Origin of the sequence: Paenactinomyces guangxiensis (assembly GCF_016055185.1) — a bacterium.
In the GTDB taxonomy this organism is placed as follows: domain Bacteria; phylum Bacillota; class Bacilli; order Thermoactinomycetales; family Thermoactinomycetaceae; genus Paenactinomyces; species Paenactinomyces guangxiensis.
Window position 1 is genome coordinate 1 of the sequence record NZ_JAECVR010000028.1, and the last position, 14,618, is coordinate 14,618.

Consider the following 14,618-nt stretch of genomic DNA (forward strand, 5'->3'; position numbering starts at 1 on the left):
AGACTGAGTTTCTTAAGTTTTGCCTTTTTTAGATAACAGGGGCTTTATAATTTCCAATTTCCCTGTTTCAATGGCTTGACATATTACCGCAGGACTTTTAGGATAATTTAATCATCATTAGTCAAACCAGTTGCTTTCATCGATTTATGTTTGTTTGCTAAATATATTGCATAATGTATGGAATATTTCGCGGCATCAAGCTCCAGATAATAGACGGGTGGAAGTGAAGGACGCCAATTCACTTCATAAAGCCAGATGTTTTGATTGGAATCCATCCCCACATCAATACCAAGCTCGTTAAAGGATTTATGACTGATTTCATCCATATGTTGAGCTAATCCGAGCGCAAATTCTTTAAGAGACTGGAGGACAAATCAAATGATGCTCTCCGAATTCTTGAATCAGGAAGTGATCTAATTTGCAAGTATATCCTCCGCTGGCCAAATTGGTTACAAGTCTTCCAGAAGAAGCGATTCGGGGGTAAATGGCTGTGATGACCCATTTTCCCTCTCCGTTTTTTTGTACCAGTAAACGGAAATCATAAGCCATGCCGGACTTCGTTTTACATGCAAGGTAAGGCTGAATCAGGTATTTCTTTTCAGATAATAGGTTGGTTATGAATTCTGTCAGGGATTCCTTGCTATGAGATGTGGAATGGTTTTGTTCAAGAACTGTATAGCCAGTTTCATTTTTGTCAATAAAAACAATTCCTTTGCCTTGACATCCTGGTACTGGTTTAACAACTACTTTTTTATAAATATCCAGTGATTGAAAAACGGTTTGGGGATTTGTAATTATCGTGGTGGGAAGAAGGAACCGGGAAAATTTTTTATGATCCTTTAATCGCTGGTATACAGTGATTTTGTTGCCGACAGCATGACTTGTGAAGGGAATCTGTTCAGATAGTTTCTGGTGAATTTTGCGGGTTTTATGGCTGACAGCCTTTCCTGCATTGTAAATAACATCGGGAAATGGCATGTTTTTTTCGGTCCATTTTCCCTTTTCCAATACTTTCCCTTGAATCATTTTATTTATAAAATTTACTTTTCGAGGAGTAAAATAGAAAAATTCAACCCCTTCCGCCCTGGCTACAGCAGCAAACGCGTAGAACTTTAAAACTTTTCTGGGATCTGACCGATGATGAAGCATTCCAATTAACGTCATCGTTTTTCCTCCTTATGAAATCAAATGGAATTGAATTTCTTTTGCTGCTGTTTTAGCAATTCGTTTCGCTTCTTCTTTCGTCAAAGATGCCGCCATGACATAAGCGTATCGATGTCCCATAGACCAGGGAGGATGTACATACTTTCCTTTCTTCGGTTTAATATAAACTTCTCTGACTCCCTCGTAATTCAAGGCTTTGTTTTTTCCGGTTACTTTTTGAAGGATTCCTTCAGCAGGTAAAATGATATGTTGGGTAAATACGAACTTTTCATATTTTTTTTTCAGTGTTGGCTTTTCCCCCAGAGCTATTTTTAGAATCTGTTGGGCAAGGTTTATTCCATATGCTTCTTCAATCATTCGATTCATGGCTGTACCCGAGATTCGGGGATTGATTTCGATCAACTTCCACTGGTTATTATAAAGTCGTAATTCCAGATGACAGGCTCCGTTTTCCATGCCAAATTTTCTAATAATAGACCTAACGGCTTTAGAAATGCTTTCGTATAAATCATCCGGCACTTTTGCCAGTAGAGAGTATCCTGTAATGATAAAAGGCGGATCTTTTGTGATTTCTTGTTCTAAAATGGCAACAATGTTGACTTCATTTTGGTAAACGAGTGCTTCTACAAGATATTGGGAGGCTTCGATATATTCTTCCAGAAGAATTGACCTCCCGGGATATTTGTCTGAAAATTTTTTGATATATTTATCAAGTTCAAGTTTGTTTTCAGCTTTTAGAACATCCTTTGAACCTGTTGAACACGGTGGCTTGATGATGATGGGAAAGTGCAGATTGAATTGTTTGAGAAGAGAAAATAGTTCCATGCCCTCTTCATAGACGGCAAAAGGGATATTAAAAGGAGCCTCTTGTAGAGTTTGACGGCTTTCTATTTTATTTTCCATTTTAAAAATCGCGTCTGTCGAAAGCCTTTTCCCGCAAAACTCTTCACAAAGAAGGGCGGCCGTATAAACATTGGAATTTATAAAACTAACGATGGTATGAATCAGTTTTCCATCTGTTTGCAGATCCTTGATTTTTTCTCTCATTGCCTCTTTATCATCCAGATCAATATAGACCATTTCATGAATATCAGGAAAGTTTGCCCGATCAGACATGAGGGACTGACGCTGTGTAAAAAGAACTGTGAAGTATCCAAGCTGATCTGCCGCTCGAATCGCTTCCCGACTTGAACCGGACTTATAGGAGTCTATGAAAATAATGGTTCGCATCATTGATTCAGTTCTTCCTTTCAGTTTTAATGAGTGGTATGATAATCTTATTTTTTAAAAAATGTCTCTTCGTTACCAGTTCGTGATTTTTGATAGATTTTCCACTGGAGAGATCAAATCACTGATCATAGGACAAGTGTTCGGTTAGGGAATGATCCGTGACTCCAAACCGTTCAACTATTCCTTTTTCAGTTCCCTGGGGGTGAAAGTCAAGTCTCCCGCCAGACAGATGATGGTGTAATGGAATTTATGTCTGACAGATAAAACCTACTTTTCTTCTGGCTATATGATTAAGCCATTGCCCCTTCAACATGTGAAAATAACCTCCGATACCAGTCTATGAAATACCAGTATTCATAGAGGTTACTCACTTTCATTAGCAAGGATGCTGAATTCAATTCACATGCAGTCACCAAGTTACAATTTGGTTCCAGAATAGCGGCATTCCAACGTGAGAATAATTAGAAAAGGGAGGGCGTTTTTTTTAGAAATGGTTCTCAAAGAAACGTAATCATCTCATAAAAGGACAATAAAATTCTCGAATTTTCAATAATATATGTTTACGTTCATGTTTATTGTATGAATTGTTTTTTTTAATGTCGTAGGTAGTACACCTATTTTAAGTTTTTTGATGAGGGTTTTTCGAAGCAGGTGTTCATTTTGATCAAAATAGAGAAAGTCTTTGGAATAAATCAATATCAGCATCATTTAAAGCATTTTCTGGAAAATGGGTTTTCAGGATCATAAAGAGAGAGTCTTTTTTTACTTATCTCCAGCTGTAAAGAGGATCAAAGCTAAAGTAAAAAGCAGAGGCCTTTGGTGCCCCCGCTTTGCCGTGTCTGATCACGTTTTCTCCACATAAGTGACTTTATCTGTAAAGATGAGCAGCTCTTTAACGTTTTCCACAGGTATATAGAGGCGTTTGGACAGATGAGGTTCCAATTTTAGTTTATTATAAACAAACTCAGCTGCTTCTCCGGTCAAGTTTAAACAGTCTCCGCCGACAAAATATACTTTACAATTGATCATGAACTTCGCCTCCCTGGAAGACAAATAATTTCCCAACCTAAAATATTCTCATCTTTCACATTTTACTAATGGATGGATTCGTTTGTCGATGGAAACGCTTACATTTTAATTTTTCCTTGAGCGATAAGTCAGAAAATTATGTTATAAATAAAGAGTAGGGTTAACCATCCTATTGGAGGTGCTAGCGAAGATGATTCTTACCAAAGGTTTACAGATTTCTGCCAAAAATCATGCCAGGCAAATGGCTATTGTTGGTGGGGATATCCGTCTTACGTATCAACAGTTTGCGGATCGGGTCAGCCAGTTGAAACAAGCTTTGCTCCATCAAGGGATCGGGAAAGGGGACCCGGTAGCACTGCTTCTTTTCAATGACTTCCGTTACCTGGAGCTATTCTATGCCGTAACCGCCATTGGCGCGATTGTCATCCCTTTAAATACTCGGTTAACTTTGCCTGAAGTGATCGAACTTCTGCAAGATTCAGAGCCGAAAGCATTGTTTTTTCATCGGGAATTTAGTGGTTGGGTTCAGCAGATCGCCAGAAAAATCCTCTCCTTGCAATCGTTTGTGCTGGCAGAAAAGAATAAGGAGGAGGGACCGGACTATGTCAGATTATATGAAGATCTGATTAGTGAATGGCAGCCCCAACCGCTCACATTTGACCGGGTGGAACCGGATGATGTAGCCGGGCTATTTTATACCGGAGGGACTACTGGGCGTTCCAAAGGGGTGATGCTCACCCATGCAAATCTGGTTAGTAATGCCTATCATGCAGCCATTATGTTCAGATTTGATCAGGGAACCCGTTACCTGCATGCAGGACCGATGTTTCATCTCGCCGATGGGGCTTGTACCTTTGCCGTCACCCTGGTTGGCGGAACCCATTATCATCTGCGCACCTTCCATCCTCAAGCATTTTTGAAGCTGGTGGATCAGGAAAAACCCAATGCAGTTTTGCTCGTTCCCACGATGGTTAATATGCTGGTAAACGAACCAGCGCTCAACCAATATGATCCTAAATCGATTCAAACACTGATCTACGGAGGATCTCCGATGCCGGTTGAAGTGTTAAAAAAAGTAAAGTCTGTCTGGCCTCATGCCCAGTTTATTCAGGGTTACGGAATGACAGAGGCATCACCGCTCGTAACAATGCTGCTCGGAAAAGACCATATAATCGGGGGTACAGAAAAAGAGGAAAAACGGCTCTCTTCCGCCGGACAAGCCATTGTCGGAGTTCAGGTGAAAATTGTTGACCCTGACGGAAACGAAACAAAAATCGGTGAGGTGGGGGAGCTGATCGTCCAGGGCCCCAATGTGATGAAAGGGTATTGGAACAGGCCTGAAGAGACCGCGGCAGCATTGCGAGGCGGCTGGTACTACACCGGGGATATGGCGTACCGGGATGAGGATCATTATTTCTATGTGGTTGATCGCAAAAAAGATATGATTGTCACCGGCGGGGAGAATGTCTATTCGGTTGAGGTGGAACAGTCTCTTTACACACACCCGGATGTGCGGGAAGCCGTTGTGATCGGAGTCCCCGACCCTGTGTGGGGGGAAGTGGTGAAAGCCATTGTGGTAAAGAAGGAGAAAAGCTCTTTAACCGGGAAAAATTTGATCGATTACGCCCGGCAACGGCTGGCCGGTTTTAAAGTGCCGAAAAGCGTCGACTTTGTAACGGAATTGCCGAAGAGCGGTGCCGGAAAGATCTTAAAACGGAAGTTGCGTGAACCTTATTGGGAGAGTTATGATAAGCGGGTAAACTAGGAGTTGCAGAAAAATAACCTTTACATTTTCATTTACCCTTTTTCGATGATTCATAAATAGAAAACCAGTTTCACTTAGAAAAAGGGGGCGTTGCCCCTTTTTTGTGTTTGTAGATTTAGCAGGAGGGGATTAAATGAGCCAGAAAATAGCGATTGTAACTGGGGCAAGTCGTTTAAAAGGAATTGGGGCGGCAATTTGTCACGCATTAGCTGATGCAGGGTTGAGTATTTTTTTTACTTATTGGAGCCGTTATGATCAAGAGGGATTGGGGATTGAACAAGGGGAGCCGGAACAGTTGAAACAAGATATAAGACGGAAAGGTGTGAACTGCCAAAGTTTAGAGTTGGATTTATCGCAGGAACACCAACTTCAACCATTGATCACAAACGTTCGCAACAAAATGGGGGAACCGGATGTTCTCGTAAATAATGCTGTGTATTCTGTGAATGGTGATTATCAAACAATAACTGCGCGGGAATTAGATGCACATTATGCCGTTAACATTCGGGCTGTTGTGATGCTGAGCGTTGAATTTGCCCGGCAATTTCAAAAAGGAACGGGTGGGAGAATTATTAACCTCACTTCGGGACAGTCGCTTGGCCCTATGCCGGGAGAGCTTTGCCGGGGCAAGTTACTATTCCGGTCTGACAGGATTTTTGAAAAGACCCTGTTTAAAATTCGCATTTAAATTATTTTTTTAACAAATAAAACTCTGTCATTTCCCGGTCCGTCATAATCTTTGTGAACAGGTACTCCGTCTACTTCAATATCGCCTTTTTCCATGACAAAACCCATCCGGGTGTGATAAACGATGGAAACCTTATTCACAGGTGAAGTAATACAGCGAACCGTGTGACACCCTCTTTCTTCCACCCGGTCAAAAAATTGATTGTATAAATGTTTCCCAATCTTTCGCCGCCTGTAATCCGGGTGTACGCCAACAAAGTGTATATAAGCTTCCCCGGGGTTAGTCTGAGAAATAAAGCCGATCAGAAAAGCGGTGATTTGTCCATCTTCTTCGATTACAAATGAAGTATCTTGAAAATAAGTAAAAAACAACCTGGGCAGCAGGCCGGACATATGCCGACCGCCCCACCACTCGTCAACTACGGCAATAATGGAAGTATGATCTGACTCTTGAAGCTTTCTTATGTTCATTTTTTGAATCGGCACCTGAAAGAATGTGCCTGCTCCTCTCAAATAATGTATTTAAGCCATCGGATCTTCTGACTTTATATCTTTGCGAGCGGGAAAACCCCTAGCTTCAGCTATGGGGATGAGAGCGAGCGTCAGGCGAGGGAGGGGTGGTTTTTACCCCTCTTCGCAAGCCTGACCATCTTTTGTTCTCTTTTTTTTGTTTCTTCAATTAGATACTTTGAATCTATCTAATATTTGTTTTAAAATTAGCAATAGGTGATGAATTTGAAAACTGTTCATAGTAATCGAAATGTAGTATTAACTGCAAGTATCTTGTGGTTTTTTGTCCCAAGTACCGACGGAAAGTATTCGTTCTGCATGTAAGGGATCGACTCGAAGAACTGTTCATACAAAAAGCAAAGGAGCTTAAAACCACAATTTCAAGTTTGGAGATCATGCCCGATCATGTACATTTGCTCATACCATGTGATCCCCAATTCGGCATACACAAGGTTGTCAAGCATCTCAAGGGATATATATCACGAGTATGAAGACAAGAGTTTCCACATCTGAAACATCCCTTCCCTATGGACAAACTCCTATTTGGTTGCAACGATTGGAACGGTCACATTAAAAGGAGTCAAACAGTACATGGAGACTCAACCAAGGAGGTGAAGCCCACATGCACAAGGCATTTCAGTTTCGTTTGAATCCAACCAAAGAGCAAGCCATTCTCATCCATAAGTCAATGGGTTGCAGTCGTTTCACATTCAATCATTTTCTAGCCAAGTGGAATGAACAATATGAGCAAACAGGGAAAGGGCTTACCTCTTGTGCTTCTCTTTTGACTCAGTTGAAGAAAGAGTTCGACTGGTTAAGAGAAGCAGACTCCACCTCGCTTCAAAACGCATTGAAGAACCTGGCTGATGCATTCTCTCGTTTCTTTAAAGGTCAGAATGATAAACCTCGCTTCAAAAGTCGCAAGAATCCCGTTCAATCCTACACCAGTCAATGCAACCATCCGAAAAATGGGAAACCAACGATTGAAGTAGCAGGGAACAAGATCAAGCTTCCTAAACTCGGTTGGGTGAATTCGCTAAATCTCGTGAAGTAGAAGGACGTATTCTTTCTGCTACAATTCGTCGGAGCCCATCAGGCAAATATTTTGTATCGGTTCTTTGTGAAGTGGATATCTGTCCCTGTGTTCCAGTCGATCCAGACAAAGCAGTTGGGATTGATCTAGGCTTAAAGGATTTCGCTATTCTTTCCAATGGTGAGAAAGAAAACACTCCAAAATACTTCAGAAAATACGAAAAGCAATTAGCGAAAGCCCAGCGAATCATGTCCAGACGCACCAAAGGCGGGTCAAATTGGCACGAAGCACGAATCAAGACAGCTCGAATTCATGAGAAGATCACAAACGCCCGCCATGACTTTCTTCACAAGCTGTCTACCAGGCTGATTCACGAAAACCAAGTGATCAGCATCGAAGACTTACAAGTGAAGAACATGGTCAAGAATCACCATTTGGCTAAGTCTATCACGGATGCTTCATGGTCTGAGTTTGTATCCATGCTGGAATACAAAGCAAAATGGTATGGAAGAACCCTTGTAAAAGTGGGCAAAACCTTCCCATCCAGTCAGCGTTGTTCTTGTTGTGGATACAGAAACAAAGAAGTAAAAGAGCTGAAACTACGAGAATGGACATGCCCAGAGTGTAACGAGCATCATGATCGGGACATCAATGCTGCTAAAAACATTTTGCAAGAAGGTATGAGATTCATCACCGTGGGACTCACGGTCTGAGCTTGGTCCATTTCTCTCGGTTGCGGGAGATTACCCAAGAATCCCCTGCGTTTACGCATGGGGAGTGGTCAAAGATCGTTACTTGAACCTTTTCAAATGACTGAAATTCATTATTTCAAGGATATATAATACCATGATATTTATCAAAGGACAATTATTTACTGATCAACATAAACGTGACAAATCGTAGTCAAGATTTTTGTCAGGGACGGGTGATTTTGTGGACTTTAAAAGGTCTGGTACACTGATAATAATTACACTTCATTCAGGGAGGATTTGAATGCTCAAAGGAACCGGTCTTTTAAGACAACAAAATGAGAAGCGGGCACTCTCTTTCTTGCGTATTCACAGAACGACTTTCCGCCTGGAAATTGCGGAGGCTTTGGGACTGAGCAAGAATACGGTTTCATTGATTGTGGATAAATTTATGAGAGAGGGAATGATTAAGGAAATTGGAATTGAGGAGCAGGGAGGCGTTGGGCGGCCCAGAGTTCAGCTCTCTTTAGTGCCGGAAGCTTATAAGTCAATCGGTATTCTGGTGCAGGATACCCAGGGGCAGTATGTAGTAACCGATTATTGCGCAAATGTGTTAGAAAAAGGCACCATTTTCTTAAATTCGCAAAATGTAAACGAGTGTCTTATGCAACTGATCAAGCTGTGTAAATCTCTGCTCAACAAGCATCCTGAAGTTCTGGGAATCGGCGTTGGTATTCCGGCCCTTGTAGACCCGGATCAGGGTTTTGTCTATGATTCTTCCCATCTGGGATGGAAAAAGATTGCGGTGAAGGAAATACTGGACCAGCATCTGCCTGTTCAAGCCCGAATCTTAAATAGTGTGAATGCGGCTGCATTGGGACAGCTTCAGGTAATTCCGGAAGAAGATTCATCAAGCGTCTTTTATATCCGTATTGATGAAGGGGTTGGAGGGGCCTTGATAATTAGGAACGAGATATACACCGGATCAAGTTGGACGGCTGGTGAGATCGGACATCTCAGCGTCAAAAACGATGGCCCCATTTGCAGTTGCGGTCAGAGAGGTTGTCTGGAGTCCCTGATCAGTATTCCGGCAATCAAAGAGCGGATCGCTCAAAATGATCAGGCTATACAGTTTGCCAACTGGCCTCACATAAATGAGAATGACCATGATCCGGCTATGGAAGAGATTTTCCGGGAATCCGGAAAGTATCTGGGGATTGCTGCTGCCCAAATGATCAATCTTTTTAACCCGAAGTATATCATCATTGACAGTCCCTTCAGCCGTGCGGAGGCTTTTACATCATCCGTATCCAAAACGGCGGGGGAAAGGGCACTCAAAGTCCCGTTTGAACAAACAAGTATCATTCACATTCAAACTCATTTTTCTTCTGCCAAAGGAGCAGCTCTGGCTGTTATTTTGCATTTTGAAAGCGATCTCCGGGGATGAATAAACGGAATATTATAAAGTGATTGACTAATCTGACTTGATATGATAGTTTGAAGATGATTAGTCCTAGTCTAGGATTAATTAGATAGAGCCATCAGAGACAAAGAGAGGATGAAGTGATGTAAATAAAAACGTCTCAGGTGCGGATCTGATCCATAGATAAGGGGGCGATGGTGTGTTACTTGCGGATTGGATTGTGATGGGGCTCTATTTTCTGCTGATGGTAGGCATTGGGTTATGGTCATTCCGGCAGATTAAGGGTACACAGGATTTCTTTGCCGCGGGCGGGAAAATGCCATGGTGGCTCTCCGGAATCTCTCATCATATGTCGGGATATAGTGCAGCCGTTTTTGTGGCGTATGCCGGTGTGGCGTACCAATATGGATTTACCATTTATATTTGGTGGGCTGTCCCCATTTCCATAGCGGTATTGGTGGGTGCCATTTGGATTGCCCCACGCTGGGCCCGGCTTCGGCAAAGATTGAATATTGAATCGCCGATGGAGTATTTGTCTATGAGGTACAACCTGCCTACCCAACAATTGATGGCATGGAGCGGTGTTCTGCTCAAACTTTTTGACGTTGGTGCCAAGTGGGCGGCAATCGCAGTCATATTAAATGTTTTTGCCGGTGTGTCCATCACTGCCGGAATTATCATCTCTGGTTTCATCTCTCTTTTCTACATTACCATTGGCGGATTATGGGCCGATGCCCTGACTGATTTCGCCCAGTTTGTTGTTCAACTGATTGCCGGGGTTGCCATGTTTGTCATTGTACTGGCTAAATTGGGGGGGATCAGCGCCGTTACAGGAATTTGGGATCAACTGCCTCCACATCACAGCTCTGCCTTTGTCGGACCGTACACCATCGGCTTTATCCTTGCTTATTTATTGATTGACTTTTTAAGCTATAATGGCGGTACCTGGAATTTAGCTCAACGTTTCATCGCTGCTCCACGGGGATCGGATGCGCGCAAGGCTGCCTTTCTTTCCGCGGCCTTATATCTGATCTGGCCACTGGTTCTGTTTTTCCCGATGTGGGCCGCACCCCTTTTCTATCCTTCTCTCGCAGACCCTACCCAGTCCTATTCTGTGATGGCAAAAGATCTTTTGCCTCCTGGGCTGGTCGGATTGGTGTTAGCCTCTATGTTTGCACATACAATGGCCATGACAACTTCTGATGCAAACGCAGTCACTTCAGTGTTTACCCGGGATATATTGCCCGTCCTTTCCAGGAAGTTTCGCAGCTTAACAGGAAAAGCATCCCTCAGAACGGCCCGCTTGACTACGGTTACATTTACTGTACTCACATTAATTGTTGCTATAAACGCAGATTCCTTTGGGGGAATTTTAGATTTGTTAATCGTTTGGTTTGGAGCGTTGGTTGGCCCCATTTCCATTCCCATGCTGCTGGGGCTGCTGCCAGCGTTCAGGCATAGCGATTCCATTGCAGCTATTGTTTCATGGGTGGGGGGCATTCTCACATTTGCGATCGTGAAGTATGCTTTCATCGCGGGTACAGCGACAACGGTTGCCGCACCGGTTCTCGTTTCCGCTGTCTTGTTTATCTTCATTGGCTGGCTTAAGCGGAATCAGGATGTAAAGCCGGAAGTCATAGATTTGATCGACTCGCTCAATCAAGACACTGACGAACCGACCAACCCTCCATCCGCCGGTATAAATGCCGGATAAGGCTAGCAGGTTTACTCGCTGCAAATATGATTGCTCCGTTATAATTCATTGCCACTTTCACAGATTAGGGATTTTAGATGTTTGAGTGATTGGGAGAGAGATGGTATGGAGTCCGATTTACAGCTTGGAACAGCCAAGATCAACATTACGCCCTTGAAAAAGATACCCCTCGCCGGATTTGCCCACAGGACAGAAGCTTTTGAAGCGGTTTCCCATCCGCTTCATCTGCGGATTCTGCTGTTTCAGGGAAGGGATTCAACTGGCGGAAGAACATGTGTCTTAGTGGTATCAGCCGATTTGATCTGGTGGGGAAACGAGCGGGTCACTTCGCTTCGGCAACAAATACGAAAAAAATGGGGTATCGAACCCGCTTCAATCATTCTCCATGCCACACATAATCATTCCGGGCCGCAGACGAGTAAGCTGTTTACCCCATCACTTGGACGGTGTGACGAAGAGTATGTAGCTTTCCTGGAAACAAAACTGCTCGAAGGGATTGACCTGGCGTTTAACAGCCTGGAACCGGTGAGCGTGGAACGGGGGAGCGGCGAGTGTCAGATGGGAATCCACCGCCGAAAACAGGTAGATGGAGAAATGGTCATGGCTCCCAATGAAATGGGTCCTGTTGACCCTCAGATTCACGTGATTCGATACAAGACAAAAAGCCAAAAAACGAAGGCTCTGCTTGTCCATTATACCTGTCACCCGACAACAACCGGAGATAACTTTGTCTCTTCAGAATTTCCGGGTTTTGCGATGGATGTTCTGGAACGGGAACTGGGCAGTCAGGTGGTGGCCGCTTATTTGCAAGGCTGTTGCGGAGACATACGGCCGGCCTTACTGAAAAATGGAGATTTTTACAGGGGGACCGATAAAGAGGTTCAGGCACTGGGGAGAAAATTGGCTGCAGAAGTGTTAACGGTTTTAAAAAAACCGATGCAACCTGTCTCTTTTTCTTCTCTTGCAGGCCGGAGTCTGACTGTGGATCTTCCGTTTCTGGAACTCCCTTCTCTTTCTTACCTGGAAGCTGCGGCCCGGGATGCGGAGATTATTGGGGAGTGGGCACAGTTATTGCTTGAACAGCCGGAACGTATCAAACCGGCTATTCCTTTGGAAATGACGCTGATCTCTATCGCGGAGGAACTCTCTCTTCTGGCGATGAACGGTGAGGCGGTTGTCGACTATGGGCTCTTCATCAAAGAGCAGTTTAACGGGCATGTCCTCCCCGTTCCGTACAGCAATGGTATGATCGGATATATCCCTACCGCCAAACAGGTGATTGAAGGGGGATATGAAGCGAAAGAATCGGTTTACTATTTTGGATTGCCCGCTTCCTTTGCCCCTTCATTGGAAAAACGGATTTGTAACGGATTTATCACTCTTGTGCGGAAAGGAAAATTAATATGAGACAAACAGTCCGGCCGGTGCAAACGAAAACCTTTGATCGATTGCAAGTTCAGGTTTACGAAAACAGAAAGCAGATGGGGGAAGCAGCTGGCTATGGCGTGGCTGAAAAAATGAAAGAGCTGTTGTCACATAAAAAAAGAATCCGTATGGTCTTTGCCGCTGCTCCATCACAAAACGAATTTCTGCATACATTGACGAGGGCAGAAGGAATTGACTGGTCCCGGGTGACTGCATTTCATATGGATGAATACATCGGATTGCCCGAAGATTCCCCGCAAACATTTGGAAAATTTCTCAGGGATCGCCTGTTTGACCTCGTTCAGCCGGGCAAAGTTCATCTGATCGACAGCAACCGTTCCATTGAAGTTGAATGCAAGCGTTACGGGGATTTGATTAAAAAAGAACCGATTGACATCATCTGCCTCGGGATTGGAGAAAACGGCCATCTTGCGTTTAATGATCCTCCGGTTGCTGATTTTAGTGACCCGAAAATAATGAAACCTGTAAAGTTGGACGAAACGTGCCGGCAGCAGCAGGTGAATGACGGTTGCTTCCCCAATTTGAAGGCTGTACCTGCTTATGCGCTTACCCTGACCATTCCGGTCTTGATGTCGGCAACCTATCTCTATTGTATCGTGCCGGGCGAGACCAAGCGAAATGCTCTCCAAAAAGCGCTTGGCGGTCCCATCACCCCTGAATGCCCCGCTTCCATCCTTCGGCGGCATGCAAATTGCATTTTATACGCAGATCAGGATTCGTACAGGAGTGTCATGAGCAAATGAATACCCAGGTGAAAACCAAACCATTTGAATTGAAAGGCATTCATTTTAAGACCGGGGAACCTGTTGTGGTGGAGATCACGAACGGAAGGATTAGCAGAATCATACAAAAAGGCGGGACTAAAGAAAATCTTCCCCTGATCGCTCCGGGATTGCTCGATTTGCAGGTCAACGGGTACGGCGGGCTGGATTTTAACACCCTTCCGCTCGCTGACGGATTGGTGGAGAAGATTACAACTTCATTGTGGGGGAAGGGAGTCACCTCTTATTTTCCCACCGTAATCACCAATCGTGATGATTTGATTGAGCAGGTGCTGCATTCCATTTCAGAAGTTTGTATGACGGAGAGGAATGTGGGGAGGGGGATTGCCGGAATTCATTTGGAGGGACCGTTTATCTCACCCGATGACGGGCCGAGAGGGGCCCATCCCAAAAAGTATGTAAAGGCACCCGATTGGTCGTTGTTTCAACGGTGGCAAGAGGTGGCCGGGGGGAGAATTAAGATAGTTACATTATCGCCGGAGTGGCCGGGGGCTCCTGAATTTATCTCCAAATGTGTAGAAAGCGGGGTTGTGGTATCAATTGGGCATACCTCGGCAACAGGAGAGCAGATTCAGGCAGCCGTCGATGCAGGAGCACGGATGTCCACCCATCTTGGAAACGGAGCACATCCGATACTCCCGCGCCACCCGAATTATATTTGGGAGCAGCTGTCCCGGGACTCCCTGTGGGCAACCGTAATTGCTGATGGTTTTCACCTGCCGAAGTCTGCCCTGAAAGTGATTCTGCGTGTCAAAGGCGAGCGGGTGATGTTAGTCAGCGATGCCGTATCACTTAGCGGTATGCCTCCGGGTCAGTACGATTTGCATATCGGGGGGAAAGTTGTCCTTACACCTGAAGGCAAGCTGCATTTGGCAGATCATCCGAATCTCCTTGCCGGCTCAGCCCTGACCCTCATCCACGGGATTGAGCATCTGGTGAAAAGCGGCTTGGCTAGTCTCTCCGAAGCCTGGGAAATGGCATCCGTCAGACCCTCCCGGTTGATAGGGCTTCCTGCCAAAGACGGACTCAAGGCGGGGATACCGGCTGACCTGGTGGTTTTTTCACCGAATGGCTGGAAGATCGATATTTTAGAGACTTACAAGGACGGAGTACTGGTGTACAGCAAAAACAAGAAATGAGGCGGGG

Annotated in this window: 12 protein-coding genes and 2 pseudogenes; 9 read left to right on the forward strand and 5 right to left on the reverse strand. The window is 44.4% G+C overall.

Annotated elements, in window-relative coordinates:
• Positions 1–107: 107 nt before the first annotated feature.
• The 4 genes from I8U27_RS20785 to I8U27_RS18345 form a co-directional block, all read right to left on the reverse strand.
• Positions 108–326: a YheC/YheD family protein gene (locus tag I8U27_RS20785; RefSeq protein WP_232345643.1), complete on the reverse strand. Its 219-nt coding sequence runs from the start codon at positions 324–326 to the stop codon at positions 108–110.
• 28 nt (positions 327–354) lie between these two features.
• Positions 355–1,164 carry a YheC/YheD family protein gene (locus tag I8U27_RS18335; RefSeq protein ID WP_232345645.1) on the reverse strand — a complete coding sequence of 270 codons (810 nt, stop codon included), beginning with the start codon at positions 1,162–1,164 and terminating at the stop codon, positions 355–357.
• A gap of 12 nt (positions 1,165–1,176) precedes the next feature.
• Positions 1,177–2,394, reverse strand: coding sequence for an ATP-grasp domain-containing protein (locus I8U27_RS18340; RefSeq protein ID WP_181754534.1), 1,218 nt, complete (start codon positions 2,392–2,394; stop codon positions 1,177–1,179).
• Positions 2,395–3,237: 843 nt separating this feature from the next.
• Entirely contained in the window at positions 3,238–3,423 is a 186-nt protein-coding gene (locus I8U27_RS18345; RefSeq protein WP_181754530.1) for a hypothetical protein, read from the reverse strand.
• A gap of 190 nt (positions 3,424–3,613) precedes the next feature.
• Between I8U27_RS18345 and I8U27_RS18350 the strand changes: the two genes are divergently transcribed.
• Both I8U27_RS18350 and I8U27_RS18355 read left to right on the forward strand, forming a co-directional pair.
• On the forward strand, positions 3,614–5,188 hold the full coding sequence (locus I8U27_RS18350) for a class I adenylate-forming enzyme family protein (RefSeq protein WP_181754527.1): 1,575 nt from the start codon (positions 3,614–3,616) through the stop codon (positions 5,186–5,188).
• Between the two features lie 133 nt (positions 5,189–5,321).
• A complete protein-coding gene (locus I8U27_RS18355) occupies positions 5,322–5,876 on the forward strand; it encodes an SDR family NAD(P)-dependent oxidoreductase (RefSeq protein WP_181754525.1) in 555 nt (184 codons plus the stop codon).
• On the opposite strand, the gene I8U27_RS18360 is transcribed toward I8U27_RS18355, so the two are convergent.
• Complete coding sequence (locus tag I8U27_RS18360) at positions 5,873–6,346, reverse strand: GNAT family N-acetyltransferase (RefSeq protein WP_181754523.1); 474 nt, start codon at positions 6,344–6,346, stop codon at positions 5,873–5,875. The genes I8U27_RS18355 and I8U27_RS18360 overlap by 4 nt on opposite strands.
• 258 nt (positions 6,347–6,604) lie before the next feature.
• Here I8U27_RS18360 and tnpA point away from each other — a divergent pair.
• From tnpA to nagA, 7 genes and pseudogenes are all read left to right on the forward strand, one after another.
• Positions 6,605–7,000 (forward strand): annotated as a pseudogene (tnpA, locus tag I8U27_RS18365) (IS200/IS605 family transposase).
• Positions 7,001–7,007: 7 nt separating this feature from the next.
• Positions 7,008–8,131, forward strand: a pseudogene (gene tnpB, locus I8U27_RS18370) (IS200/IS605 family element RNA-guided endonuclease TnpB).
• A gap of 280 nt (positions 8,132–8,411) precedes the next feature.
• Positions 8,412–9,554: an ROK family transcriptional regulator gene (locus tag I8U27_RS18375; RefSeq protein WP_181754521.1), complete on the forward strand. Its 1,143-nt coding sequence runs from the start codon at positions 8,412–8,414 to the stop codon at positions 9,552–9,554.
• Between the two features lie 175 nt (positions 9,555–9,729).
• Positions 9,730–11,244, forward strand: coding sequence for a sodium:solute symporter family protein (locus I8U27_RS18380; protein WP_181754519.1), 1,515 nt, complete (start codon positions 9,730–9,732; stop codon positions 11,242–11,244).
• Positions 11,245–11,349: 105 nt separating this feature from the next.
• Positions 11,350–12,651: a neutral/alkaline non-lysosomal ceramidase N-terminal domain-containing protein gene (locus tag I8U27_RS18385; protein WP_181754517.1), complete on the forward strand. Its 1,302-nt coding sequence runs from the start codon at positions 11,350–11,352 to the stop codon at positions 12,649–12,651.
• A complete protein-coding gene (locus I8U27_RS18390; protein WP_181754516.1) occupies positions 12,648–13,433 on the forward strand; it encodes a glucosamine-6-phosphate deaminase in 786 nt (261 codons plus the stop codon). The genes I8U27_RS18385 and I8U27_RS18390 overlap by 4 nt, the downstream gene beginning before the upstream one ends.
• Positions 13,430–14,611 (forward strand): N-acetylglucosamine-6-phosphate deacetylase, encoded by a 1,182-nt coding sequence (gene nagA / locus I8U27_RS18395; RefSeq protein ID WP_181754514.1) that lies wholly within the window; start codon positions 13,430–13,432, stop codon positions 14,609–14,611. The genes I8U27_RS18390 and nagA overlap by 4 nt, the downstream gene beginning before the upstream one ends.
• Positions 14,612–14,618: the final 7 nt, after the last annotated feature.

Coding starts and splice junctions, on each gene's coding strand:
- I8U27_RS20785 (WP_232345643.1), bottom strand. CDS start 326: ATGGATGAAATCAGTCATAAATCCTTTAACGAGCTTGGTATTGATGTG.
- I8U27_RS18335 (WP_232345645.1), bottom strand. CDS start 1,164: ATGACGTTAATTGGAATGCTTCATCATCGGTCAGATCCCAGAAAAGTT.
- I8U27_RS18340 (WP_181754534.1), bottom strand. CDS start 2,394: ATGCGAACCATTATTTTCATAGACTCCTATAAGTCCGGTTCAAGTCGG.
- I8U27_RS18345 (WP_181754530.1), bottom strand. CDS start 3,423: ATGATCAATTGTAAAGTATATTTTGTCGGCGGAGACTGTTTAAACTTG.
- I8U27_RS18350 (WP_181754527.1), top strand. CDS start 3,614: ATGATTCTTACCAAAGGTTTACAGATTTCTGCCAAAAATCATGCCAGG.
- I8U27_RS18355 (WP_181754525.1), top strand. CDS start 5,322: ATGAGCCAGAAAATAGCGATTGTAACTGGGGCAAGTCGTTTAAAAGGA.
- I8U27_RS18360 (WP_181754523.1), bottom strand. CDS start 6,346: ATGAACATAAGAAAGCTTCAAGAGTCAGATCATACTTCCATTATTGCC.
- I8U27_RS18375 (WP_181754521.1), top strand. CDS start 8,412: ATGCTCAAAGGAACCGGTCTTTTAAGACAACAAAATGAGAAGCGGGCA.
- I8U27_RS18385 (WP_181754517.1), top strand. CDS start 11,350: ATGGAGTCCGATTTACAGCTTGGAACAGCCAAGATCAACATTACGCCC.
- I8U27_RS18390 (WP_181754516.1), top strand. CDS start 12,648: ATGAGACAAACAGTCCGGCCGGTGCAAACGAAAACCTTTGATCGATTG.
- nagA (WP_181754514.1), top strand. CDS start 13,430: ATGAATACCCAGGTGAAAACCAAACCATTTGAATTGAAAGGCATTCAT.